Raw genomic sequence first — 23,686 nt, 5'->3', positions numbered from 1 at the left:
GATCGCCGGCTGCCGCTCAGATCAAACCTACTTGTTGGGGCAGAACAGGTCGTATTCCGTCGTCCCGGCAGGAGCAGCGAGCAGTTGCGCGACGCGTTCCGGCATGTCCGGCACGGCCTTGGCCTGCTCGGCCGAGACCGGGCACGGCTGGACCTTCGATGCCGGATCGCCAGCATCGGCCTTGAGGGCAACTTCCTTGCCTTCGGCGATCGGCCCGATCACGTCCTTGATGGCGTACACGGCGTAGCCTTCAAGGAAGTAGAACACCGAACCGGCAAGATGCGGGTTGACGTTGTCACCGGTGATGAAGGCGCCGTCCTGGCCCCAGCCGATCACTTCATCGGCACGACCAAGCTGCTCGGCGGCATTGATCAGGCCGAGCACGCCGCCGTCGTTGATGCCGACCACGGCCATCTTCACGGCATTGGGGTTGGCAGCAAGCAGGTCGCGGGCGGCCGGCAGTGCGACGGCGGCGTCGCCGCTACCCTCGAACGAGATGTACTTTTCCGCCGGGATGTCCGGGCAGATGTTCTTGACGCCGGTGCGCATGCCGCCGGTACGCCATTCGTTGACGATGCCGGCGCCGGCACCCTCGGACGAGATCACCAGGTCGGGTTCGCAGTTCCACTTTTCCTTCATGATCTTGCCGAGCTGCTCGCCGCCGGCAATGCCGGCCGCGAGGTTGTCGATGCCGACGAAATACATGCCGGGATCGGCGATGTCGTAGGTGACGATCGGGATATTGGCGGCCTTCATCACGGCGCTGATGGCCGGGTTGGTCGAGGGCTGGCCGTTGAACTGGATGGCAGCGTCGACGCCTTCCTGCACCATGATCTGGGCATTCTTCAGCGCCGTGGCCGGATCATTGTTGTTGGAAAGTTCGACATAGTCCCAGCCCATTTTCTCGGCCAGCGCCCGGGCGACGTCGCCCTGCGCCTTCATCCACTCGCAGCAGGTGTTTCCACCCACCATCATGCCGAGTTTGAACTTGTCCTGAGCTTGAGCGACACCGGCGAAGCCGATGAGCGCGGGTATCGATAGCGCCATGATGGCGAATGCACGTGCTGAGTTACGCAAGATGGTCTCCTCCCTTTGCGGTAACGTGGAATGCGATCGTGTTTGCGGCCCCGGGCGTGATGCCTCAGGCCGCAACTTGCGCGGCGCGTGCCTCGGGCGAGTCGCCCGGGATGGCGCCGGTAATCAGGCCGACGATCTCGTTGACCTCGGTGTCCTTGACGGTGCGGGTGGCGATCGAGCGGCCGAGCCGCATTACGGTGATGCGGTCGGCGACGCTCATCAGCTGCTGCATGTTGTGGCTGACGATGATCACCGAGACGTCCTGCTCGCGCAGGCTCCGGATCACCTCGAGCACCTGCCCGGTTTCGCGCACACCGAGCGCGGCGGTCGGCTCGTCGAGGATGACGATGCGGCGCCCCCAGAGCAGCGCGCGGGCAATGGCGAGGCACTGCCGCTGGCCGCCCGACATGCCCTTCACCGAGACATTGATCGAGGGAACCTTCACCTTCAGCGAGTCCAGCACCTGTCGGGCCCGCTCCCGCATCTGCCGGTCGTCGACGAGGTTGAACAGCCGGGCCAGCGGGTTCTTCGAGAGTTCTTCGCGGCCGAGATAGACGTTCTGGTAGGCTGACATGGTGTCGACCAGCGCGAGGTCCTGGTAGACCGTCTCGATCCCCGCATCCATGGCATCCTGGGCGCGCTTCAGCACCACCGGCCTGCCGTCGATGACGATCTCGCCACCCGACGGGGTGAGGATGCCGGAGAGGATTTTCAGTAGCGTCGACTTGCCGGCGCCGTTGTCGCCGACCAGCCCCACCACTTCACGCGGATAGAGCTGCAGCGATGCATCAGCGAGCGCCACGACCGCACCGAAATGCCGCGAAATATTGCGTGCCTCAAGGACAGGCGAGTGCGCCTCGTTCCCCATGAGCCTTCCTCCCAACGCTTCTCTGTGTTCCACTATTGGAACGAGCGTTTCATATTAGGGACAGCTAAGCGCCGGTGTCGGTGCTTGTCAACGGGGACCGAGATTCGACTTGCGGATGAGAGGCGCCGGCCCCGCCATTGTCCGAGGCCATAGTTCAGGCTAGTATTTGAGAGGAGCGCGAGTGACTGGAGTGCGGAATGCCAAGTCCATCGAAGTCTCGCTACGAAGTAACAGCCTACATTATCGTCACGGTAATCATCGGCACGCTTGTCGGCGCGCTGATCGGTGCGATGTTTGCCGATACTGATGCCGGACGGGCGTCGGTCGGCATCGTCGCCGCCTTCGTCGCCGTGGCCGCCGAGAGCCTGATCCGCCGCTATCTGGGGCGATCGCTGCCGCAGTTCTTCCTCAGCGATCGCGAACGCAACGCGCCGCTATCAGTGTGGGTCGGCGCCTTCGTTACCGCCGTTGCGGCCGGTCTCGCCACCAGCAGCATCGGCCAGGTGATGGGCACCCAGGACAGCATGATGATCGGCCTCCTGGCCGGCCTGTTCGCGGGACTGATAACCTCGGTGCTTGTGGTGCTGCACGACCACGAAGCCAACCTCAGGAGCGGCAGCAGGCGAACGGTCGACGACGCAGTCTAGGAGCGCAGAGGTCTCGGCCTCACGTCGTCAGCACCCGGTGCAATACCCCCTGCAAATGTCGGTCCAACCCGTCACACGCAGCGTCCACATCCCCTGACTTCAGCGCGTCGATGATCACCAAGTGCTCCTCCATCGAGGTCACCGTGTTGGCCGGCCCGACCGCGTTCAGGTTGTGCAGCCGCAGCAGGTACATCTTCTGCGTCAGCCGGGCATAATTGACGCGGATCTGGTCGTTGTCGAAAGCCGCAACGAAGGTGTCGTGGAACTTCCGCTCCAGCAGCTTCACCGGGATGCGGTAGCGCTCGATCTCATTCACCCGGCGAACGAAGTCGATGATCTCGACATGCTCGTTGCGCATCGTCGTGGTCCACTCCGGCGTCACCGTCTGAGCGAACTTGCGCAGCCCCTCGCGCTCGAGCAGGCCGCGGAACTGGAAGCAGTTCCCGACGAATTTCACGTCCGGATAGAAGATCGTGATCCCGACCTTGCGGCGGACGGTGATCAGCCCCTCCGCCTCGAGCAGCGTCGTGGTCTCGCGCATCGGCGACAGCGACAGCCCCAGCACCTTGCACAGCTCGTCCTGCGTCAACGTTTGGCCGAGCTTCAGCCGCCCCGCAACCAGCGCGTCGAAGAATGCCATGTATCCGGCATTCTCGATCTCCCCCCTCATCCTTTTCTCCTATCCCGCGCACGTTGACAGCGGTTTGAACCGCATAATACGCTCTTAATAGCGCTATTAAATATATTTAAAAGCCAGCGCAGCGAGAAAACTGTGAGCGGCTGGCCGTTTTGGCCCTTCCCGCTCCACTCAAATCGGGATCCCGCAGGGAGGCGGGCCGCCCACCGAAAACCGATCGCCCGGGCGATCGGTCCGGCACTGTTCTTTCCAATTGCCAAGCCGCAACGAGCTCATCTTGGAGGAGAGCCCATGACCAACAAAACCGACACCCAGAAGACGTCCGGCTGGTCGCGCCGCCGCGTGCTGACGACCGCCGCGAGCGGCCTCGCGCTGGCCGCTGCCAGCGGCTTTCCGATGCCCGCCATAGCGCAGGGCAAGAAGCTCACCTACTGGGGCGGGCTGATCTTCTCGGATGACGCCAACAAGCTGCTTACCGACACCATCATGGCGTGGGGCGCTGCCAACGGCGTTGCCACCGAGGTGGTGATGATCAACCAGAACGAGACGGTGCAGAAAGTGTCGGCGGCGGTCGCTTCCAACACCATGCCCGACGCGCTCGACGTCGGCCTCGACCTGTTGCTGCTGCTGTCGCGGCAGGACCAGTTTATCACCATCGACGACCTCTACAAGAAGGTCGGCGAAGCCCAGGGGGGCTGGTTCGAGGGTCCGGATCGGGCCACCGACACCACAGCGATCGCCGGTGGCCGCACGGGCCTGCCCTTCGGCGTCAACGGCAACCTGCTGCTCCGCCGCAAGGACCTGCTAGAGCCGGCAGGGTTCACCGAAGCCCCCAAGACCTGGGAAGAACTGGTCACCCAGGCCACTGCCGTCAACGCCCCGCCGGTCTCCGGCCTCGGCCTCGCGCTCTCCAATGTCGGCGATGCCAACGTGCAGGTGAACGTGCTGCAGTCCTATGGCGGACGTATCGCCGATGACGCCGGCAAGAAAGTCACCATCAAGTCCGAGGAAACCCGGACCTACCTGACCTGGCTGAAAGACGCCTGGGACAAGGGCCTGTTCCCGCCCGGCGCCACCACCTGGGACGGGGCCGGCGACAACCAGGCCTATCTCTCGGGCCAGGCCGCCTTCATCGCCAATACCGGCTCGGTCGGCATTGCCGCGAAGAAGGACGATCCGGAGCTGTTCGAAGCCAGCGCCTTTTCGCCGCTGCCGGCCGGTCCGAAGGGCCAGGTCTCGCCGATCACCCCGCAGACGCGTGCCATCACCAAGGGCAGCGCCAGCCAGGATGAGGCGAAGGCCCTGCTCGAGCACCTGTCTTCGCCGGAGTTCATGAACGCCTACTTCAACGTGGCGATCTATGGCCCGGTGCTGAAGAACCAGGAACAGCTCGCCGCCTTCGATGGCAAGAACACGATCCTGACGGGCCTGCTCGGCCTCGCCAAGGCGGGCACTGCGCCGGCTTACCCGGACGTGCTCAACGCCGCCTATGTCGATGTCGGCTCCAACTTCGTCATCCCGAAGATGGCGCAGCGCGTGGTCGTCGACGGCTGGGACTTCGACAAGGCGATGGACGAGGCGCAAGCCTCGGCCCAGGCGATCTACGACAAATACTGATCCCGTAGTTCCTCCCTGCCGCGGATGGCCTCGCGCCATCCGCGGGCTTCTTCCGCATCGAGGACAGAGAACGCATGACAGCGGCGATCGATAAGGAGCCAGGTCCCCCTTCCCGCCCCCGCTTCGGCGGCGGCTTCCGGATCAAGCTGTTCGCCTACGCGCTGGTCGCCCCGGTGGTCCTGTTGATCATCGGCCTCGTCGCCTATCCGTTCTTCTTTGCCATCTGGGTGTCGTTCACCGACCAGGTGATCGGTAGCGTCGGTAACTTCATCGGCTTCAAGAACTTCCAGTATCTCGCCGGCACGGCGACATTCTGGAGCGCCATCTGGAACACCATCGTCATCGTCCTGGTATCGGACGGACTGAAGCTCTGCATCGGGCTCGGCCTCGCGCTGCTCGTCCACCAGAAACTCCCCGGCCGCGGCATCTTCCGCTCGTTCCTGATGCTGCCCTGGGCGATGCCGGCCTTCGTCGCCTTCCTCACCTGGCGCGTGCTGTACCAGCCGATCGGCGGCGGCATTAATCTCATTCTCACGCAGACCGGCCTCTACCCGCATGTGGTCGATTGGCTCGGCTCGCGCTCCACCGCCATGGGCGCGGTGATCACCGCCTCGGTCTGGCGCGGCTTCCCGTTCTGGTTCGTCTCGCTGCTCGCCGCCCTGCAGTCGGTGCCCAAGGAGCTCTACGAGGCGGCCATCGTCGATGGCGCCAATGTCTGGCAGCGCTTCTGGAACGTCACCCTGCCCGGCATCCTGCCGGTGATCATCGTGACGACGCTGCTGAGTTCGATCTGGACCGCCAACGGCTTCGAGCACGTCTGGCTGCTAACGGCCGGCGGCCCGTCCGACGCTACCATGGTGTTCCCAGTGCTGGCCTATTTCGGCATGCAGACGCAGCGCATCGGTGAGGCCGCCGCGGTGTCGGTTTACATGCTGCCGGTGCTCGCCATCCTCGTCCTCTTCGCCACCTCGCTGATGATGCGGAGGGAAGAGTGACCACCCTCGCAGACGTCGTGGCGCCCGCCGCCTCCAGCCCGAACACCGCACTGCGCCGCCTGTGGATCGGCCGCGGCCTCAGCTATCTCGTCCTCGCCATCGCCGTGCTGCTGGTGCTGTTCCCGATCTACTGGATGATCATCACCTCGCTGAAGCTGCCGCGCGAGATCTACCGCGTGCCCTCGCTGTGGCCGAAGACCTTCACGCTCGACAATTTCTCGAAGCTCCTCGCCGACGGCGGGTTCCTGCTCGCCATCCGCAACAGCCTGATCGTCTCGACCATCGTGACGCTGATCTCGGTGACCATCTCGTCCTTCGCCGCCTACTCGATGGTGCGCTTCCGCTACCGCTTCCGTGGCGTGTTCGGGCGGCTGATCCTCTTCGCCTACCTGACGCCCGGTTCGCTGCTGTTCATCCCGCTGTCGATCGTCATGGCGCAGTTGCACCTGGGTAATTCGCTGGTCGGGCTGGTGCTGGTCTATCTCACCTTCTCGCTGCCGCTCTCCACCTGGCTGCTGCAGGGCTATTTCCGCGGCGTGCCGCGCGAGCTCGAGGAACAGGGAATGATCGATGGGCTCAGTCGCTTCGGCGCGCTGATCCGCATCGTCCTGCCGCTCTCGGCGCCGGGTATCGCGGCGGTGGCCATCTTCACCTTCACCGGGGCGTGGAACGAACTGCTCTTCGCACTCGTCCTCATCACCTCCGAAAGCCAGCGCACCGCGCCGCTGGCGCTCAACTATCTCATCACCAGCGACGTGTTGCCGTGGGGGCCTTTGATGGCCGGCGCGGTGATCTCGTCGGTGCCGCTGATGATCCTCTATTTCGTCGCCCAGCGCTTCATGGTGGCGGGCATGACCGAGGGATCGGTCAAGGGCTGAACACCCGGCGAGACATCTCAAGCCAACAGGAACATACGACGATGGGTATCAGGGTTGCGGTAGGCCAGTTCCACGAACTGAGCGAGGAGAGGCTCCGCTTCGCGGCGCAGATCGGCGCCACCGGGTTGCAGATGAACAACCCTACGCTCCCTGGCGACAGCCGCTGGGAAGAGAAGGATGTGCGGGCGCTGGTCGACCAGGTCGAAGCCGCCGGCCTTAAGTTCGAGGCGATCGAGAACGTTCCGACGCACTTCTACCACAAGGCGATGATGGGCCTCGACGGCCGCGACGAGCAGATCGAGAACTACCAGGCGACCATCCGTGCCGTCGCCCGCGCTGGCATTCCGGTGCTCGGCCTCCACTTCATGCCCAACTCGGTGTGGACCACCAAGCGTGACGCCGCGACCCGCGGCGGCGCCGTGGCCCGACAGTTCGACATGGCCGTGGTCGAAGCCAATATCGACAATCTCGAGCTGCTCCGCTCGTTCATGCCGACCACGCTCGGCCGCGCCTCCTCGATGCCACTGTTCGGCAAGGATGGCCCGCTGATCACCGAAGAGCAGATGTGGAGCAACTACGAGTACTTCATGAAGGCCGTGCTGCCGGTCGCCGAGGAGGAAGGCCTGAAGCTCGCGCTGCACCCGGATGATCCGCCGGTGCCGATGCTGGGCGGCGTGGCGCGCCTCTTCTACAAGCCCGAGAACTTCAAGAAGGCCTACGACCTCGTCGGCCGCTCCGAAGCCTGGTCGCTCGACCTCTGCCTCGGCTGCTGCTCGGAAATGGAAGGCGGCAAGGCCAACGTCAACGAGATGATCGAGTACTTCGCGCCCAAGGGCCGCATCTCCTACATCCACTTCCGCGACGTGAAGGGCTCGGTGCCGAACTTCGTCGAGTGCTTCATCGGCGACGGCAATTTCGACCCGGCCGAAGTCATCGTGCTGCTCGCCAAGAACGGTTTTGACGGCTTCCTGCTCGACGACCACGTCCCCAAGATGGACGGCGACAGCGACTGGAACCACCGCGGCCGCTCACACGCCATCGGCTACATGCAGGGGCTGATCCGGATGGCGGAGTTCTTGGGCAAGGCGTGACGACAACCGTCAGGGGGGCGGTCCACCCGGTCGCCACCTCCCCTTGATGGGGGAGGCAAGTGGAGCTTGGGAGCATAGCGACCTAGCGCAGCTCGGAGGGGGTGCGACCGACCCGGGCTCCCGTGCGGAGGGAGCTTCGCACCCGAGTGGTTGCTCGGCATCGAGCGCGAAATGGCAGCGCGAGCCCGCCCGCCGCGCGTTCATTGTTTGAAGGTGTTCTCGCGATGCCATTCCAGAAATGCCGGATGAGGTCTGTCCCGCGCGACAAGCGGCCCCATCAGCCGACCGGTCTTGTTGATCAATCCCTCCACGCCATCCCTGTCGTTGACGTGACGCGAGACAACGATCTTCAGGTCGTCGGTAAAGGTGATCAGCCCACGGTCAAACATCCAATGCGCGGTGCCAGACAGCGCAATCCCGTTATTGATGATGTCGGGGCCACTCGCCTCAACCGGTCGAATGTGGGCAGCCGCGACCTCGGCCCGCCCCCCGCCATTGATCAGTTTCAACCCGGTCACACCGCAACGTTCGCCGTAGGCGCGGAGCACGACCCGACGGAAAACTCGGTCTCGCACGATGCGCGAGGTGAGCAGCGGTAACCGCTGGCGTTCCTCCTCGTGGACAAACGGCATTTGGACGTCCTCGTCGAACTCATTTCGAACGACGTCCACGCGCGGGAGGACAGCGTCGACCTCGGCGAGTCCCCGGGACACAATCTTTCCGAAGTCAGCGACCGACAGGGAACGCACAGCCGCTTGAGCACGACCGGAGATGCGTCCAACCTCGTTGAGCAGTCCGGTTTCGACGGGAAGCCGATCAGCTCCGATGAAGGGCACCGGGTCGGCAAACTCAAGGTAGCTATCGGGGACGATCAAGGCCAGAAACATGCCCTGGGTGCTGGGGTCAGGAACGATCTCACCCACCTTGGCGACCGCGAAATACCCGCGTGAAAATGGCACCTTGGTTGGCTCGTAGTAGACGATCCATTCGCCGACGCATTTGGAGACGCGCGAAAAGTACTGGCTCGGAAACTGATACCGTTGCGCTGGGCTGTCCTCGTAGATCGAGTCCGCCCGATGAATGAAGACGCCAAATGCCATCGTTCCCCCGACGCGACCATGCCTGGTGCCACGCCGCCCGTCTATGCCTTTGAAGTCCCTGGGGCTTTACCCTCCCAGCATGCGGTCAGCCACGCTGTAGCTGTGGCTCGCCTGATAGGCGTTCCGTCCCCGGTTCATGTGGGTCAGGTTGAATCGTCGAATGGCCCGCAACGCGGTGGGGTTCGACAGGAATTTGCGGATCGAGGCGGAGCTCCGCACGGTGACGCCGAAAATGTCCTGGCCGCGCGGGAAGAAATAGCCGACGTCCTCGGGTGTCGCGACGCTCTGCTCGAGGAAGCTCTCGTCGACGCGCGCCTCATCGAGCGAGTTGTCCGTGGTGAAATCCGAGAGATGCAGGATGAACCTCGAGCGCACGCCCTCACCGTCCGCGTAGAGAGTGAACAGCTCCATCCAGCTCGCGTTGACCCGCACCAGCGGCTTGTCGGAGGTCGACGGCAGGCAGGACACCGACCAGTAATAGCGCTCGGTCTGGCGCGGGATGGGGAGGCAGCTCGCGCCGTAGCGGCGCAGAATCTCGAGGACGTCCGGTGCCTGCGGGCGACGAAGGAGCTTCTCGAACCGTGGGAGGTACTTGAACCGCAACTCCAGCGACTCCGGGCGCTCCTCGGCGTCAGGCAAGTCCGCCTTGCCGTCCAGCCAGTCGCTCTGCTGCTCCGGGGTAAGAAACTGGCGCAGGCCCTTGGTCGTGTCGCTCTTCATGCGCATCCTCCCGCAAGCGCAAAGGGCGCCACTGTGGCGCCCTTCTCATTCAGTGGAGTCCGCTGCCTCAGTGGCTCGGGCTCGGCGGCAGGCCCTTGGCCTTGCGCCACGCCTGGTACTCTTCCTCGGCGTCGGGGTGCAGCGGGTAGTAGCGGCGGAGCGATTCCCCCGCCGTCAGCTTCTCGCGGCTGAACACTTCCCACTCGGCGTGCTTCTTGGAATCCTCGATGACCTTTTCGGCCATCGACTGGGGCAGCACGACGACGCCGTCGTCATCGGCCATGATGATGTCGCCCGGGATGACCATGACGCCGCCGCAGGAGATCGGCACATTCACCGCGGACGGCCAGATCGAGACCTGGACGTGGTAGTTCGGGGTCCAGCCGCGCATCCAGATGGCGAGATCGAGCTTGTCGACGTTCGGCTTGTCGCGCATCACGCCGTCGATGACGATGCCGGCGCCTTTGCGGCCCTTGAAGTAGGTCGACATCATGTCGCCGAACACGCCCGAGCTCAGGTCGCCGCGCGCATCGACCACGACCACGTCGTTCTCCTCGACTTCGTAGAGCACGTGGCGGTGCAGCTGCTTTTCGGGATCCGAATACTCGCCCTCGCTGAACAGGTCCGGGCGCTGCGGCATGAACTGCAGCGTCAGCGCCGTGCCGACGATCGACTTGCCCTTATACTGGCTGACCGGGCCGACCATGTGCGGGTTGCGGAAGCCGGAATGGCCGAGCGAGCCGGCGACCGTGGCGGTGCCGATATCCTTCAGCGCGGCGATGACGTCCTTGCTCGGACGCTTGAACGCCGGGATCGGGCTTTGCATGATGTGGACCATGTATGTCTCCTCCAGAAATGAGATGTGGGTCTACCAGTTGGTGACTGAACCGTCGCGGCGCTTCAGGTGGGGGGCTTCCCAGAACTTGAAGCTGTCCTTGTCGAGTAGTGCTTCGTTGATTTCGATGCCGAGCCCCGGCGCATCCGGCACGTGGAACACTGCGCCATCGAGCATTGGCATCACCGGGAACAGGTCCGCGGTGGGCGTCCCGGCATAAAGGTCGGTGGCGTTGGCGCGCACTTCGAGCGCGAAGAAGTTGGGCGTTGCCGCCGAGAAATGGATGGTCGCCGCAGTGCAGATCGGCCCCAGCGGGTTGTGCGGCATCAGGTCGACATAGTGCGCCTCGCTCCAGCCGGCCACCTTCATCGCCTCGGTGAAGCCGCCGACATTGCAGAGGTCCAGCCGGTTGTACTGGTGGATGCCGCGCTCGATGTAGGGCAGGAACTGCCACTTGGACGAGAACTCCTCGCCGATGGCGAAGGGCACGTCGGTGAGCTTGCGCAGGTTCTCGTAGGCTTCCGGCGTCTCGTCGCGGATCGGCTCCTCGAGGAAATCGAGCGTGCCCGACGGCATTTTCTGGCAGAAGCTGGCGGTCTCAGCCACGGAAAGGCGGTGGTGGTAGTCGATGCCGAGCACCACGTCCTCACCCAGCGCCTCGCGCGCTTTCACCAGGAACTTCGCGGTCTTGCCGATCGATTCCCGCGGCTCGAAAATGCCCTGCGCGTCGTTCCACTCCGCCGGGAAGAAGCGGATGGTCGACCAGCCGCGCTCCATCAGCTTTCTCGCATCCTCGATGGTCTCGTCGCCGGTGATCGAGCCGGTCGACGCGAAGGTCGGGATGACGTTGCGGTGCTTGCCGCCGAGCAGTTCGTACACCGGCACGCCGAGCGCCTTGCCCTTGATGTCATGGAGCGCGATGTCGAGCGCCGACTGCGCCGCGGTCAGCACACGTCCGCCTTCAAAGTACTGGCTGCGGTACATTTCCTGCCACAACGCGCCGATCTGCATCGGGTCGCGGCCGACGAGGAACTGCGCATAGTGCTCGAGCGCGCCGACCACCGCTTTCTCGCGGCCGCTCAGCCCGCTTTCGCCCCAGCCGAAAATGCCGGCATCGGTCTCGATCTTGACGATCAGCTGGTTGCGATGGCCGACCCAGACCGGGAACGGCTTGATGGCGGTGATCTTCACTCTGGTCTCCTCACCAGCTGGTCATGGCGCCGTCTTCGAGACGGGCGATCGGCAGGTAAGCCTGCTTGTAGGGGTATTTGGCAGCGAGACCTTCGTCGAAATCGACGCCGTGGCCCGGCACCTCGCCCGGCTGCAGGTAGCCGCGGTCATACGACCATGCGCACTTGAACACATCGAACATCTCAGCGGTGTAGCTGGCGAACTCCTGGATGCCGAAGTTCGGGATCGCGATATCGACATGGATGTTGCAGCCCATCGCGATCGGCGACACGTCCTGCGGCCCGTGGCAGGCCGACTTCACATGGTAGATCGCCGCGAGGTCGAAGATCTTCTTGATGCCGGTGACGCCGCCCGCATGGGTCGAGGTCACCCGGGCATAGTCGATCAGCTGCTCGGTGATCAGCGTGTGGGTGTCGTAGATCGAGTTGAACACCTCACCCACGGCCAGCGGCTGCGTGGTGTGCTGGCGGATGATGCGGAAGCCTTCCTGCAGCTCGGCGGGGATTGCGTCCTCCAGCCAGAACAGTCGGTAGGGCTCGAGGTCCTTGCCGAGCCGGGCCGCTTCGATCGGCGTCAGCCGGTGGTGCACGTCGTGCAGCAGGTGCACGTCCCAGCCGACCGCGTCGCGGACCTTCTCGAACAGCTTTGGCACCAGCGGCAGGTACTTGTGTGTCGCCCAGACTTCCTCGTGCGGTACGATCGCGCCACGGCCCTTAAGCGCCGCCGTGTCGGTGGAATCGCCGGTGCCGTAGATCGGCGGCAGGCCGGGGATCGCCACCTGGGCGCGGATCGCCTCGACGCCTGTCTCCTTGATGGCCAACACACCCTCGACCACCTCGGAGATTTCGAGGCCGGAGGCGTGCCGGTAGACCATCACCTTGTCGCGCGACCGGCCGCCGAGCAACTGGTAGAGCGGCAGGCCCGCGACCTTCGCCTTGATGTCCCACAGCGCCATGTCGATGGCCGAGATCGCCGCCATGGTGATAGGGCCGCGACGCCAGTAGGCGCCCTTGTAGAGATACTGCCAAATGTCCTCGGTCCTGAGCGGATCCATGCCGATCAGCGCCGGCGCAACGTGATCCTCGAGATAGCTCGCCACCGACAGCTCGCGGCCGTTCACCGTGCCGTCGCCGATGCCGTAGACGCCCTCGTCGGTGATGATCTTCACCGTGGTGAAGTTCCGTCCGGGCGAGCAGACGATGACCTTGATCTCTTTGATTTTCATGGGGCGTCCATGCTGGCTGGAGCTTCCGGCAATGGAAGCGGGTAGTCGGCGGGGTCGGCGATGTTCAGGCGGTTGGCGGAGAGAGACGGCTCCCTCCCGGCCTCCCCCATGAAGGGGGAGGTGAAGAGTCGAGGCTGTGGCTCGATCGTGCAGCACGCACCGGCGGGGCACCTCCCCCTTCATTGGGGAGGATGGGAGGGGGCCGTCTGGTGGCGTTAGTCCCTGCGCGCATCGTCAGCTCGCCTTGAGCGCCATCTCGGTCTCGCCGTCGAACAGGTGCATCCGGTTCTGGTCGAACTCGAGGAACACCGGTTCGTCGGGCCTGAGCTGGAAGGTCGGCTCGACGCTGACATTGACCACGGCGCCAGAAACGAAGACCTGGGCGAAGGTGACGTCGCCGGTCGGCTCGACGGTATAGACCTTGCCCGGCACCGAACCCGGCACCTGCGCCTTGTGCACCTTGATGGTCGAGTGCCGGCCGCCAAGCACCACCTTGTTCGACTTGGCCGAGAGCGCCTTCCTGGCATTGGCGGCGGAGAGCGGCAGCTCCCAGCCTTCGGGGCTGGTGAGGACGACGTCGGTGCCCTTCGACAAGGCTGTCAGCGGCACGAGGCTCATGGCCGGTGAACCCACGAAGCTCGCGACAAACATGTTCACCGGATTGGCGAAGACGTTGGCCGGGCTGTCGTACTGCTGCAGGAACCCACCGTTCATCACCGCCATCTTGTCGGACATGGTGACGGCTTCGAGCTGGTCGTGCGTCACATAGATGATGGTGGCGCCGAGATCCTGGTGGAAGCGCTTGATCTCGGAACGCATCTGAACGCGCAGCTTGGCGTCGAGGTTCGACAGCGGCTCGTCCATGAGGAAGGCGCGCGGCTCGCGCACCAGCGCCCGGCCGAGCGCGACGCGCTGCTGCTGGCCGCCGGAGAGTTCGCGTGGCTTACGCTCGAGCAGATGCGTGATGTCGAGGGTCTTGGCGGCCGCCTGGACGCGGCGGTCGATCTCGTCCTTGCTCATCTTCCGCATCTGCAGCGGGAAGGCGAGGTTCTTGTAGACCGACTTCTGCGGGTAGAGCGCGTAGTTCTGGAACACCATGGCGATGTCCCGGTCCTTGGGATCGAGGTCGGTAACGTCTCGGTCGCCGATGCTGACGGTGCCGCCCGACATCGGAATGAGGCCGGCGACGAGGTTGAGCGTCGTCGTCTTGCCGCAGCCTGACGGGCCGACCAGCGCGACGAACTCCCCATCCTCGACGGTCAGTGACACGTGGTTCACGGCATAGACGTCGCCGTAGTTCTTCACCACGTCCTTGAGGAGAACCTGAGCCATATGGGTTCCTTGTGCTTTCCGTTAGTGCTTCACGGCGCCCTCGGTCAGGGCGCGCACGAAGTAGCGTTGCAGGACGAGGAACAGCACCACGACGGGGATGCTCATCATGAAGGTGGCGGCCATCAGCCCCGGCCAATCCGTGGCGTTCTCCGAAAAGAAGCGCTGGATGCCGACCGGCAGGGTCATCTGATCGTGCCGGGTGAGGAAGGTATAGGCGTAGATGTACTCGTTCCACGCTCCGATGAAGCTGTAGATCGAGGTGGCAATAATGCCCGGCGTCGAGAGCGGCATGACGATCAGGAAGAACGCCTGGAAGCGCGTCGCGCCATCGATGCGGGCCGCCTGTTCGAGCTGCACGGGGATGTTGTCGTAGAACCCTTTGAGCAGCCAGATGGCAAGCGGCAGCCCGAAGGTCAGGTAGGTGAGGATCAGCGAGCCGTGGGTATTCACCAGCCCCAGCGCCTTCATCAGGATGAACAGCGGCACGAGGAACACCACGGCCGGGAACATGTTCCTGAGCAGCACTGCGAAGAACAGGAAGTTGCGGGCCGGGAAGCGGAAGCGCGAGAAGGCATAGGCCGCCGGCACCGCCACCACCACCGCGAGGATGGTCGTGAGGGTCGAGACCCAGACGCTGTTCCAGAAATACTGCAGGAAGTCGCGGCCGACGCTGCCCGAGGGGTCGATCAGGCGCCAGTAATTCTCCAGCGTCGGCGAAGCCGGCCACCACTGTGGCGGGTATTGCATCGCGGCAAAGCCCGTCTTCAGCGAGGTGATGAACATCCAGATCATCGGCATGACGGTGAAGCCGAGCAGCAGCACCAGGAAGATGCGTCCGGCCCAGCGCCAGCCGCCCGCGCCCTTGCGCTGGGTCACTGCAGCTTCGGTGATGGCGGTCATGTGGCGGCCCTCGCGTCGTCGCCCTTGGTCAATGCGCGGACATAGAAGTAGCCGAGCACCATCATCACGATGAACAGGATCACCGCGTAGGCCGAGGCGACGCCCCAGCGCTGCCGCCCGAAGGCGAGCTGGTAGATATGGGTGATCCAGATGTCCGACGAGCCGGCCGGGCCGCCGCCGGTCATGATCCAGGGGATGATGAAGGAGTTGAAGTTCGACACCGCGAGCAGCAGCAGGGTGACCATCGACACGCCCTGCAGATGCGGGAACGTCACGTGCCAGAACCGCTGCCAGGGGCTCGCGCCATCGACCTGTGCGGCGCGCAGCAGCGTATCGGGCACGGTCTGCAGGCCCGCCATCAGCATGATCATGGCGAAGGAGAATTCCTTCCACACGTTCACGACGATCAGGGCGTAGAGCGAGGTGCTGGTGTTGTCGACGAAGTTGATCGGCTTGTCGGTCAGGCCGATCTGGCTCAGCATCGCGCTGATGGCGCCGAAATCGGAGTGATAGAGCCACTTCCACACATACGAGGCCGCCACCGCGCTCACCACCCACGGAATGAGGAGGAGCGCACGCAGGAACCCGCGGCCGATGAACTCGCGATGCAAGGCAAGCGCGGCACCGAGGCCGAGGAGGAAAGCGAAGCAGGTGGAAAGCACCGTCCACAGCACCGTCTGCCAGGTGACCTTCCAGAAGATCGGGCTGGTGAGGATGGTGATGTAATTGTCGAGGCCGTTGAACGTCTTGTCGCTCAGGGCGAGGCTCGCGGGCGTATTAAAGAAGCTCAGCTCGATCGTGTAGTAGATCGGGTAGCCGATGACGACCAGCATCACCAGGATCGCCGGCGCTACATAGAGATAGTCGAACCGGCTGTTCCACACCTTCTGGCGCAGGCCGATGCGCTTGGGCTCGGGCACGTCACGAAAGATGGCTTGTCCCTGAACGGTGCTCACAGCGCATACCCTGGTTGTGAAGATAAAGGACCGGCGGCGATGCCACCGGTCCGGGATTGTGCAGTCCGGCGATCAGATGCCGCCGCCGCCGTCGACGATGGCCTTCACCTTGGTGGCCGCATCCTCGACCGCCTGGTCGACGGTCATGTTGCCGGTGAGGGCGTTCTGCAGCATGTCAGGAACGATGATGTTCATGATTTCCGGAGCCTGCGGGATCACCGGGAACGGGATGCCGTTGGGCAGCATCGAGGTGGTGACATCGAGGAACTTGATGGTGTCGAGGCGTTCCTTCATGGCATCGGTCAAGAAGCCGTTGATGTTGCCGGGGTTGGAGCCGACCCAGGCGAGCTTGGTCGACCATTCCGGGCTGTCCCAGAAGCAGATCAGTGCCTTGACGGCCTGCTCGTCGACCTTGCCGCCCTGCACGAACTCGGGCTTCACCACGTGGATGTTGGAGCCGCCGAACACCACGGCGCGCTTGCCGTCGGGGCCGGTCGGGATCAGGCCGTAGCGCATGTTGGCGACCACGTCGTCGGCGACGGCCTTGTCGGTACCAGTGGCCTTACTGGCGAGGTCGTTCATCTTGGCGTATTCGGCCGGGTGGGCGATCATCATGCCGAGCTTGCCGGCGATGAACGGCGCCTGGTTTTCACCCTGCGTGTTGGTCAGTGCGGAAGTCGGAACCGACTTGTCGACCGCGTACATCTGGTAGGCGGCCTGCAGGGCTTTCTTCGAGCCCTCGTTGTTGATCCAGACATCCTTGTAGGTCGGTTCGGCCGAAGCTTCGTCGAGCGCGCCGCCACCGTAGGCCCAGAGCTGCGGCATGAAGCGGAACGGCGTGTTGCCGGCGTTCTGCTTGGCGACGAGCCCGTAGCCCGGGATACCGAGCTTGTCGTGGATCTGCTTGGAATAGGCGACGACGTCGTCCCAGGTAGCCGGCGGATTTTCCGGATCGAGCCCGGCATCCTTGAACACCTTGGCGTTCCAGATCATCGCCATGGTTTCGTTGTTGGTCGGCAGGCCGTAGCCGACGCCCTCGTAGGTCACCGACTTCAGCGCGCCAGGCCAGAAATCGGCGGCGGTGTAGCCGACATCTTCCGGCTTCAGCGGCTGCAGGTAGCCCTTGGCGGCGAATTCGACGCCACCCAGGATCTGCAGGCGGATGACCATCGGAGCCGAGTTGCCGAGCAGCGAGGTGCGGAACTTGTCGAGCAACTCGTTATAGGTGATCGACTGCACGTCGGTGGTGATGTTCGGATAGGCGGCCTTGAAGGCGTCCCAGAACGCCTTGTCCATGTCGTGCGCGATCTGCGGATCGGCTTCGAACGGGCCGGTGTACCAATAGCTGACATTGCCGGTGTAGTCGTTCGGCACCACCGCGCCGCAATCCTTGGCGGCGTCGAACTGCTTGGTGCCGGCGATCGACTTCACGTATTCCGGCGACCATTTGCTGAGGTCCACGCTCTGCGCGTAGGACGCGGTCGTCGCGGTGGTCAGCATGGTGGCCGCGCTCAGCACCGCCATCGAAAGGCCAAGCAGACGCCGGCCGGTCTTGTTATGCATTGAGAATACTCCTCCTCAAATCGGTAGCGGGCCCGGCTCATGGCCGCGGTCAGCTCCTACAGCATGCGCTGTTCCTCGCCTCCGGAACCGGACTTGGCGCCGGCTTTTCCCAACTGGTATGGCAGAGTTCCAGCAAAGCCTGTGTATGTCAACCTTGCCAAAGTCGTACATTATTTCGGCGAGTTTACGTGCTAACGGGGCTTGGCTTGCTCAAAAAATATGCATAGACAGAACTGATGAGCGAGGTAACCGTCAAGCCGGACCAGCCCGAGGAAAGCCTCGAGCAGCAGCAGGCCTCCGTCTACGAGATGATCCGCGAGGACATCGTTTCGGGACGGCTGGGGCCCAATGAGCGGCTGAAGGTCGCCGACCTCGCCGAGCATTACGAGACATCGACCAACCCGGTGCGCGAAGCGCTGCAGCAGCTGCGCGGCGAGGGATTCGTGCTGATGGAGCCCAATCGCGGGGCGCGGGTCCGGCCGATCGACGCCGATTTCGTGCGCGACATCATCGAGATCGAGGTGCTGATCGAGGCGGCGCTGACGCGCTGGTTTGTCTCGATCGCGTCGGATTCCGACATCGTCGAACTCGAGCGCATCCAGTCCGAGCTCGAAGCCAACAATTTCGAGGATCGGGTGCGGCACGGCCAGCTCGATACCCGTTTCCACCAGTTCATCTACGACCGTCATTACAACCGGCATGCCGCGGAGCTGTGGTGGAAGCATCGCGAGATCCTGCGCGCCATCAGCCGGCGCTTTCCGACCTCGCTCAGCCGGCGCGTGGCGGTGCTGCGCGAGCATCGCGAACTCATCGAGTGCATCCGCCAACAGGATGCCGACGGCGCCGCTGCGGTGGTGGCCCGGCACGTCGAGGGCTCGGGCCGTCACATCATCGAGCAGATGGGCGTTGCCCAGAGGGGCGGAACACAGCGGCGACCATAAGTCGCCGGCTTCCGCACTGAAACCCGCGGGCAACCGATCAAGTCATTTTGGAGGAGAGACTAGTGACTATCGATAGTTCCGTGCGCACGGCTTCGCGGCCGAGTGAGTTGCGCATCACCGACATTCGCGTGGCCGAAATCACCGGCGCGCCGTTCCGATCGGCACTGCTCAAGATCTACACCAACCAGGGCATCGTCGGTCTCGGCGAAGTGCGCGACGGCGCCAGCGCCACCTATGCGCTGATGCTGAAGAGCCGGCTGCTCGGCGAGAACCCCTGCGACATCGACCGGTTGTTCCGCCGCATCAAGCAGTTCGGCGGCCATGGGCGCCAGGGCGGCGGCGTATCGGCGATCGAGATCGCGCTGTGGGACCTCGCCGGCAAGGCCTATGGCGTGCCGGTCTACCAGATGCTGGGCGGCAAGTTCCGCGACAAGGTCCGGGTCTATTGCGACACCGATGCCGACCGGCCGAGCGGCACGGCGATGGGCAAGCGCCTCAAGGAGCGCATGGACCTGGGGTTCACCTTCCTCAAGATGGACCTCGGCCTGATGCAGATCGCCGATGTCCCGGGCGCGGTGGTCGGCCCTGCCGGCGTGCTGGAAGCCTTCCACCACCATGCCGGCGGCATCGAGGCCAAAACCCTCGAGGAGCGCAAGGCGCGCAACCTGATCTACGACGCGCAGAACGTCATGCATCCGTTCACCGGCCTGCACTTCAGTGAGAAGGGCCTCGACCTGCTCGATCAGTACATGGCCGAGGTCCGCGCCGAGATCGGCCCGGAGATCCCGCTCGCCATCGACCACCTGGGCCATATCTCCCTGCAGGACGGCATCCGCCTCGCGCAGCGGATCGAAAAGTACACCCCGGCCTGGCTCGAGGACGTGATCCCCTGGCAGCACGCCGAGAGCTATCGGCGGCTGCAGGAAGCGACCTCGGTCCCGATCTGCACCGGCGAGGACATCTACCTCAAGGAAGGCTTCGAGCCGCTGTTCAATGCCGGCATCTCGGTCATCCATCCGGACATCCTCACCAGCGGCGGCATCCTCGAGACCAAGAAGATCGGCGACGCCGCGCAGGAGCACGGCATCGCCATGGCCATCCACATGGCCGAAAGCCCGATCGCCGCAATCGCCGCCGCGCATGTCGCGACCGCCACCGAGAACTTCCTCGCGCTCGAGTATCACTCGGTCGACGTCGACTGGTGGGCCGACATCGCCGTCGGTAGCCCAGTGGTCGACAACGGCTTCATCACGCTGACCGACAAGCCCGGCCTCGGCATCGACGACCTCAACGACGAGCTGCTGCGCCAGCACCTGCAGCCAGGCGTCACCGACATCTGGCAGCCCACCGACCAGTGGGACAACGACTTCTCGTGGGACCGCACCTGGAGCTGACCCGGACGGCTACCGCCGTTTGCCTTCTCCCCTTGTGGGAGAAGGTGGCGCGAAGCGCCGGATGAGGGGTCCGCGGCACGAAGTGTCGCGAGACCGGAGCAGAGCGACGGGCTGAGTGCGGGTGGAGAGCACCCCTCATCCGCCCTTCGGGCACCTTCTCCCACAAGGGAGAAGGCAGAAGTTTGACAGTTGGGACGCCTGCTCTGGCAGGAACGAGGAGACATCATGAAAATCACCGACCTGCGCGTTGCCGTCATCGGCAAGCATCCGATCGTCCGCATCGTCACCGACGAGGGCCTCTACGGCATCGGCGAGGTGGAATACACCAAGACCTACCTGAAGCCCTTTATCCTGCATTTCCGCGATGCGCTGGTCGGCGAGGACCCGACCGACGTCGAGCGCTGCATGATGAAAATCCGCCAACGCGGTTCGTTCAAGCCCTATGGCGCCGCCGTCTCGGTGATCGAGCATGCGCTGTGGGATATCGCCGGCAAGGCCGCGAACGTCCCGGCCTACAAGCTGCTCGGCGGCAAGGTGCGCGACCAGGTCCGCGTCTATAACGGCTCGATCCGCGGCAAGCGCAAGGGCGACAGGCCCGAGGATTACGCCGCCGACGTCAAATGGATGATGGAGCAGCCGCAGGGCTTCTTCATGGTGAAGCAGGGCATCAGCTTCCACTCCAACATGAAGGACTCGGTCGCCGACTTCCATTACGGCCCGGTCGGCCGGAAGGCCGGCTATCACGGCGCCATGGACCAGGGCCAGATCTCCGAGCACGGCTTCAACCACATGCTCGACTGCGTCATCGCGATGAAGGAAGTGCTCGGCGACAAGGTCAGCCTGGCGCTCGATTGCGGCCCCGGCTGGTTCCTCAACGACGCCATCAAGTTCGCCAACGCGGTCGAAAAGTACAACCTGATGTGGCTCGAGGACATGCTCACCGGCGACTACGTGCCGTGGGTCAACCCGCAGGCCTACCGCGAGCTCACCACCTCGACGACCACGCCGATTCATACCGGCGAGCAGATCTACCTCCGGCACAACTTCAAGGAACTGATCGAGACCCAGGCGGTCCGCGTGGTTGGGCCCGATCCGGCGGATATCGGCGGCATCGCCGAGCTCAAGTGGGTGGCCGAGCACGCCTACATGCACTCGATCATGATGGCGCCTCACGGCACCGCCAATGGCCTGCTCGGTCTCGGCGCCCTGATCAATGTCTGCGCCACGCTCCCGGCCAACTACATTGCCTTCGAGTATCCCTCGGCCTCCGACGATTTCTGGAACGAGATCGTCACGGGCCTGCCGTCCGGCCCGCTGGTCAAGGACTCGATGATGGACCTGCTGCCGGGCCCCGGCCTCGGCCTCGATATCGATGCCAAGGCCGCCAAGCGCTACCTCAGGGAAGAAGACGCCGGCTTCTTCGACTGATCTCTACGCAGTGAAGAACCGGGCCGGGCGGCTTTCCACCGCCCGGCCCGGTTCATTTCTTACGCCGCTTCGGCCGTGGCCGGATCGACGACCACCTTGATCTGGGTGATCTTGTTGGCCGGGAAACCGCTGAGTTCGGCGTGGCGCCGGATGTCCTCGGGGTCTTCGGCCAGATAGACGCAGTAGGTCATGTCGTCGGCGAAGTACGAGTGCACCCACTGCACCTTCGGCGCGAGCTTGGCGAGGGCTTCGTTCGAGACGGCGGCTGCGTCGCGGTATTCCTGGGCCGACAGCTTGCCGACGCCCGGGATCATGCGTTCAATCACATAGCGCTTCATTTGGTAGTTCTCCTCAGTTGGTGGCTGCGACGGTCGCGTCGCAGGAGACGTTGGGGTTCATGTCGGCGAAGGTGCCGGTGGGGTTCGCCCGCCAGGCCCASACRTGCAGCTCGTAGAACGSCGGCAGGCCRTARCGRTTGGGSGMRTTGGTGAAGCTGAACAGGTGSCCRTCGAGATTGGCCGGCCCGGTGGTCGTGATGTACTCGACCGCCACCAGCTGCATGCTGCCGTCGGCCTGCGGCTCGTACATCACCGCCTCGGGCTTACCGATGTCCACGAGCCCATCCTCGATGAGGGCGCCGTTGACGTAGTGGACGCCCATGGCGCCGCCCTCGATGCCCGAGACGCAGGGGATCGGAGCATAGCCTTCCGCCGTCGCCACGCTGACGTCGGCGAAGCGGGCGTTCACCTCGCGCACCTTCGCGGCAAGCGGGTTTGCCGCTTCGACCCCGGCATGCGCGGCATGGGCAACGAACACGGCCTTGCCCGCCTCGCGATAGCGCGGGCTGGTGAGGCCCGCGGGGTCACCCACTCCACCCAGATACGGCATGTAGCTGGAGGCGACGCCATGCGTCTCCCCATTGTGGGCCGACGCCGGGCCGGCAATCAGCACGGCGGCGAGAGTTGCAGCGATGACGGCTCGTCTGGAACCGTTGCGATCCGGCAGCCGCCGGGTGGTCGGGTCTACGATCTGGCGCAGCATGGCGCTTTCTCCTTATCGTGCAAACGGCGTCTGCTACGCTTTTGCACCGGTGCAATACCCCTTGGCGCGGCAGATGCGCTTTTCCGGGGATAGAGTCAAGCACAATTTTGCACCGGTGCAATCGTGTGCTAGGGTGCCGCGCATGAAATCGCCCGTAACGCTTCTCGATGTTGCCGACGCCGCCCAGGTGTCGAAGTCCACGGTGGCCAATGTCTTCAACCACCCCGAACGGGTGCGGCCGGAAGTTCGCAGCCGCATCGAGCAGATCGCCCGTGACCTCGGCTTTGCCGGGCCCGATCCGCGGGGGCGCCTGCTCAGCAGCGGCAAGGCCAACGTCATCGGGGTCGTGCCCTCGGGGGAGGGCATCAGCTGGGTGTTCGACAATCCCTACATGCGGCAATTCCTTGCCGCCGTTGCCGAGGAGTGCCAGGAGCACCGCACCGCCATTCAGCTGATGGATGGCTATGGCGAGGCCGGCGCCGAGACCATCCGGCGCACCATCGTCGATGGCCTGATCCTCCACACTGCCGATCAGGTCCGTGCCGTCGACCCAGCGCTGCGGGCCAAGATGCCGATCGTGGTGATGGACCGCATCGAGGATGCCGACGTCAGCTCGGTCAGCATCGACGATCGCGGCGGCGCCTACGCCCTCGCTCGCCACCTGCTCGAACTCGGCCATCGGCGCTTCATGGTCACGACGCTCGGGCGCAGCTATGTCGCGCCGATCCTGCACCCTCCTACCGGGGCGCCGCGCCGCTTCGTCTCGACTTATGAGATCGACGAGCAGCGCATCGCCGGCATCGGCGACGCGCTTGCCGAGGCGGGCCTGTCCCTCCACGACATGCCGATCATCGAGGCCTGTGGCAGTGATGAGGAAACCCGGCTCTACGGCGCCGCTGCCGACCTCGTTCTCGATGCGCTGGACGGCGCCACGGCGGTCATCGCGCTTGGCGGCGAGTTGGCGATCGGCGTGGTCGCCGAAGCCAGGCGCCGCGGCATCGCGGTCCCCACTGAGCTCTCAATCGTCGGCTTCGACGATCCGCCGGAAGCAACCCTCACCGACCCGCCGCTGACCGTCATCGCCGCCCCGGTCGCCGAGACGGCTCGTCTCGCCACCCGCCTGTTGTTCTCCGGCGGCCCCCCGCAGCACATCCAGCTGCCAGTCGAACTCAAGATCCGATCGTCCAGCGGCGTCGCTCCGGGTGCGTAGCCGGATCGTCGTTCAGCTCGCGGGCGGGATGAGGCTCACC

Annotated in this window: 23 protein-coding genes; 9 read left to right on the top strand and 14 right to left on the bottom strand. The window is 64.3% G+C overall.

From position 1 onward, the window contains the following. Positions 1–27: 27 nt before the first annotated feature. Together AC1DV8_RS18010 and AC1DV8_RS18005 are read right to left on the bottom strand one after the other, a co-directional pair. Positions 28–1,077, bottom strand: coding sequence for a sugar ABC transporter substrate-binding protein (locus AC1DV8_RS18010; RefSeq protein ID WP_477158386.1), 1,050 nt, complete (start codon positions 1,075–1,077; stop codon positions 28–30). Between the two features lie 64 nt (positions 1,078–1,141). Next, on the bottom strand, positions 1,142–1,945 hold the full coding sequence (locus AC1DV8_RS18005) for an ATP-binding cassette domain-containing protein (protein WP_477158385.1): 804 nt from the start codon (positions 1,943–1,945) through the stop codon (positions 1,142–1,144). A 197-nt stretch (positions 1,946–2,142) separates the two neighbouring features. Between AC1DV8_RS18005 and AC1DV8_RS18000 the strand changes: the two genes are divergently transcribed. Next, entirely contained in the window at positions 2,143–2,592 is a 450-nt protein-coding gene (locus AC1DV8_RS18000; protein ID WP_477158384.1) for a hypothetical protein, read from the top strand. 19 nt (positions 2,593–2,611) lie between these two features. Here the strand turns inward: AC1DV8_RS18000 and AC1DV8_RS17995 are convergent, their stop codons facing one another. Beyond that, complete coding sequence (locus AC1DV8_RS17995; RefSeq protein ID WP_477158383.1) at positions 2,612–3,262, bottom strand: GntR family transcriptional regulator; 651 nt, start codon at positions 3,260–3,262, stop codon at positions 2,612–2,614. A gap of 258 nt (positions 3,263–3,520) precedes the next feature. On the opposite strand from AC1DV8_RS17995, the gene AC1DV8_RS17990 reads away from it, so the two are divergent. The 4 genes from AC1DV8_RS17990 to AC1DV8_RS17975 all read left to right on the top strand — a co-directional run bounded on the left by AC1DV8_RS17990 (position 3,521) and on the right by AC1DV8_RS17975 (position 7,810). Then, complete coding sequence (locus AC1DV8_RS17990) at positions 3,521–4,846, top strand: ABC transporter substrate-binding protein (RefSeq protein ID WP_477158382.1); 1,326 nt, start codon at positions 3,521–3,523, stop codon at positions 4,844–4,846. Positions 4,847–4,920: 74 nt separating this feature from the next. Beyond that, complete coding sequence (locus AC1DV8_RS17985; protein ID WP_477158381.1) at positions 4,921–5,841, top strand: carbohydrate ABC transporter permease; 921 nt, start codon at positions 4,921–4,923, stop codon at positions 5,839–5,841. Then, positions 5,838–6,719, top strand: a complete 882-nt coding sequence (locus tag AC1DV8_RS17980) for a carbohydrate ABC transporter permease (RefSeq protein WP_477158380.1) — start codon at positions 5,838–5,840, stop codon at positions 6,717–6,719. Before AC1DV8_RS17985 ends, AC1DV8_RS17980 begins: the two co-directional genes overlap by 4 nt. Positions 6,720–6,760: 41 nt before the next feature. Then, the gene (locus AC1DV8_RS17975; RefSeq protein WP_477158379.1) at positions 6,761–7,810 is read left to right on the top strand and encodes a mannonate dehydratase; all 1,050 of its coding nucleotides are present in this window, start codon (positions 6,761–6,763) and stop codon (positions 7,808–7,810) included. Between the two features lie 200 nt (positions 7,811–8,010). Here AC1DV8_RS17975 and AC1DV8_RS17970 read toward each other — a convergent pair whose 3' ends face one another. The 9 genes from AC1DV8_RS17970 to AC1DV8_RS17930 all read right to left on the bottom strand — a co-directional run bounded on the left by AC1DV8_RS17970 (position 8,011) and on the right by AC1DV8_RS17930 (position 17,593). Then, entirely contained in the window at positions 8,011–8,910 is a 900-nt protein-coding gene (locus AC1DV8_RS17970; protein WP_477158378.1) for an HNH endonuclease, read from the bottom strand. Between the two features lie 66 nt (positions 8,911–8,976). Further along, on the bottom strand, positions 8,977–9,630 hold the full coding sequence (locus tag AC1DV8_RS17965) for a hypothetical protein (protein WP_477158377.1): 654 nt from the start codon (positions 9,628–9,630) through the stop codon (positions 8,977–8,979). Positions 9,631–9,697: 67 nt separating this feature from the next. Then, positions 9,698–10,468 (bottom strand): ribonuclease activity regulator RraA, encoded by a 771-nt coding sequence (locus tag AC1DV8_RS17960; protein ID WP_326868961.1) that lies wholly within the window; start codon positions 10,466–10,468, stop codon positions 9,698–9,700. A gap of 30 nt (positions 10,469–10,498) precedes the next feature. Next, positions 10,499–11,656: a mandelate racemase/muconate lactonizing enzyme family protein gene (locus AC1DV8_RS17955; protein ID WP_477158376.1), complete on the bottom strand. Its 1,158-nt coding sequence runs from the start codon at positions 11,654–11,656 to the stop codon at positions 10,499–10,501. Positions 11,657–11,666: 10 nt separating this feature from the next. After that, positions 11,667–12,881, bottom strand: a complete 1,215-nt coding sequence (manD, locus tag AC1DV8_RS17950; protein WP_477158375.1) for a D-mannonate dehydratase ManD — start codon at positions 12,879–12,881, stop codon at positions 11,667–11,669. A gap of 234 nt (positions 12,882–13,115) precedes the next feature. After that, entirely contained in the window at positions 13,116–14,213 is a 1,098-nt protein-coding gene (locus AC1DV8_RS17945) for an ABC transporter ATP-binding protein (protein ID WP_477158374.1), read from the bottom strand. 21 nt (positions 14,214–14,234) lie between these two features. After that, entirely contained in the window at positions 14,235–15,113 is an 879-nt protein-coding gene (locus AC1DV8_RS17940) for a carbohydrate ABC transporter permease (protein ID WP_477151941.1), read from the bottom strand. Then, positions 15,110–16,069, bottom strand: a complete 960-nt coding sequence (locus tag AC1DV8_RS17935; RefSeq protein ID WP_477151942.1) for a carbohydrate ABC transporter permease — start codon at positions 16,067–16,069, stop codon at positions 15,110–15,112. Before AC1DV8_RS17935 ends, AC1DV8_RS17940 begins: the two co-directional genes overlap by 4 nt. A 72-nt stretch (positions 16,070–16,141) precedes the next feature. After that, positions 16,142–17,593 (bottom strand): extracellular solute-binding protein, encoded by a 1,452-nt coding sequence (locus tag AC1DV8_RS17930; protein ID WP_477151981.1) that lies wholly within the window; start codon positions 17,591–17,593, stop codon positions 16,142–16,144. 275 nt (positions 17,594–17,868) lie between these two features. Here AC1DV8_RS17930 and AC1DV8_RS17925 point away from each other — a divergent pair, with 275 nt between their 5' ends. The 3 genes from AC1DV8_RS17925 to AC1DV8_RS17915 all read left to right on the top strand — a co-directional run bounded on the left by AC1DV8_RS17925 (position 17,869) and on the right by AC1DV8_RS17915 (position 21,395). Further along, the gene (locus AC1DV8_RS17925; protein WP_477151943.1) at positions 17,869–18,573 is read left to right on the top strand and encodes a GntR family transcriptional regulator; all 705 of its coding nucleotides are present in this window, start codon (positions 17,869–17,871) and stop codon (positions 18,571–18,573) included. Positions 18,574–18,635: 62 nt separating this feature from the next. Further along, positions 18,636–19,967 (top strand): mandelate racemase/muconate lactonizing enzyme family protein, encoded by a 1,332-nt coding sequence (locus AC1DV8_RS17920; protein ID WP_477151944.1) that lies wholly within the window; start codon positions 18,636–18,638, stop codon positions 19,965–19,967. A gap of 225 nt (positions 19,968–20,192) precedes the next feature. Then, a complete protein-coding gene (locus tag AC1DV8_RS17915; RefSeq protein ID WP_477158373.1) occupies positions 20,193–21,395 on the top strand; it encodes a mandelate racemase/muconate lactonizing enzyme family protein in 1,203 nt (400 codons plus the stop codon). A 59-nt stretch (positions 21,396–21,454) separates the two neighbouring features. On the opposite strand, the gene AC1DV8_RS17910 is transcribed toward AC1DV8_RS17915, so the two are convergent. Further along, on the bottom strand, positions 21,455–21,733 hold the full coding sequence (locus AC1DV8_RS17910; RefSeq protein WP_477151946.1) for a DUF4242 domain-containing protein: 279 nt from the start codon (positions 21,731–21,733) through the stop codon (positions 21,455–21,457). A 13-nt stretch (positions 21,734–21,746) separates the two neighbouring features. Beyond that, complete coding sequence (locus AC1DV8_RS17905) at positions 21,747–22,283, bottom strand: hypothetical protein (RefSeq protein ID WP_477158450.1); 537 nt, start codon at positions 22,281–22,283, stop codon at positions 21,747–21,749. A gap of 295 nt (positions 22,284–22,578) precedes the next feature. Here AC1DV8_RS17905 and AC1DV8_RS17900 point away from each other — a divergent pair, with 295 nt between their 5' ends. Next, a complete protein-coding gene (locus tag AC1DV8_RS17900; protein ID WP_477158372.1) occupies positions 22,579–23,646 on the top strand; it encodes a LacI family DNA-binding transcriptional regulator in 1,068 nt (355 codons plus the stop codon). Positions 23,647–23,686: the final 40 nt, after the last annotated feature.

The sequence above is a fragment of the Devosia sp. P3_B2 genome, from assembly GCF_056402875.1.
This window is presented reverse-complemented; position numbering and strand designations above follow the sequence as displayed.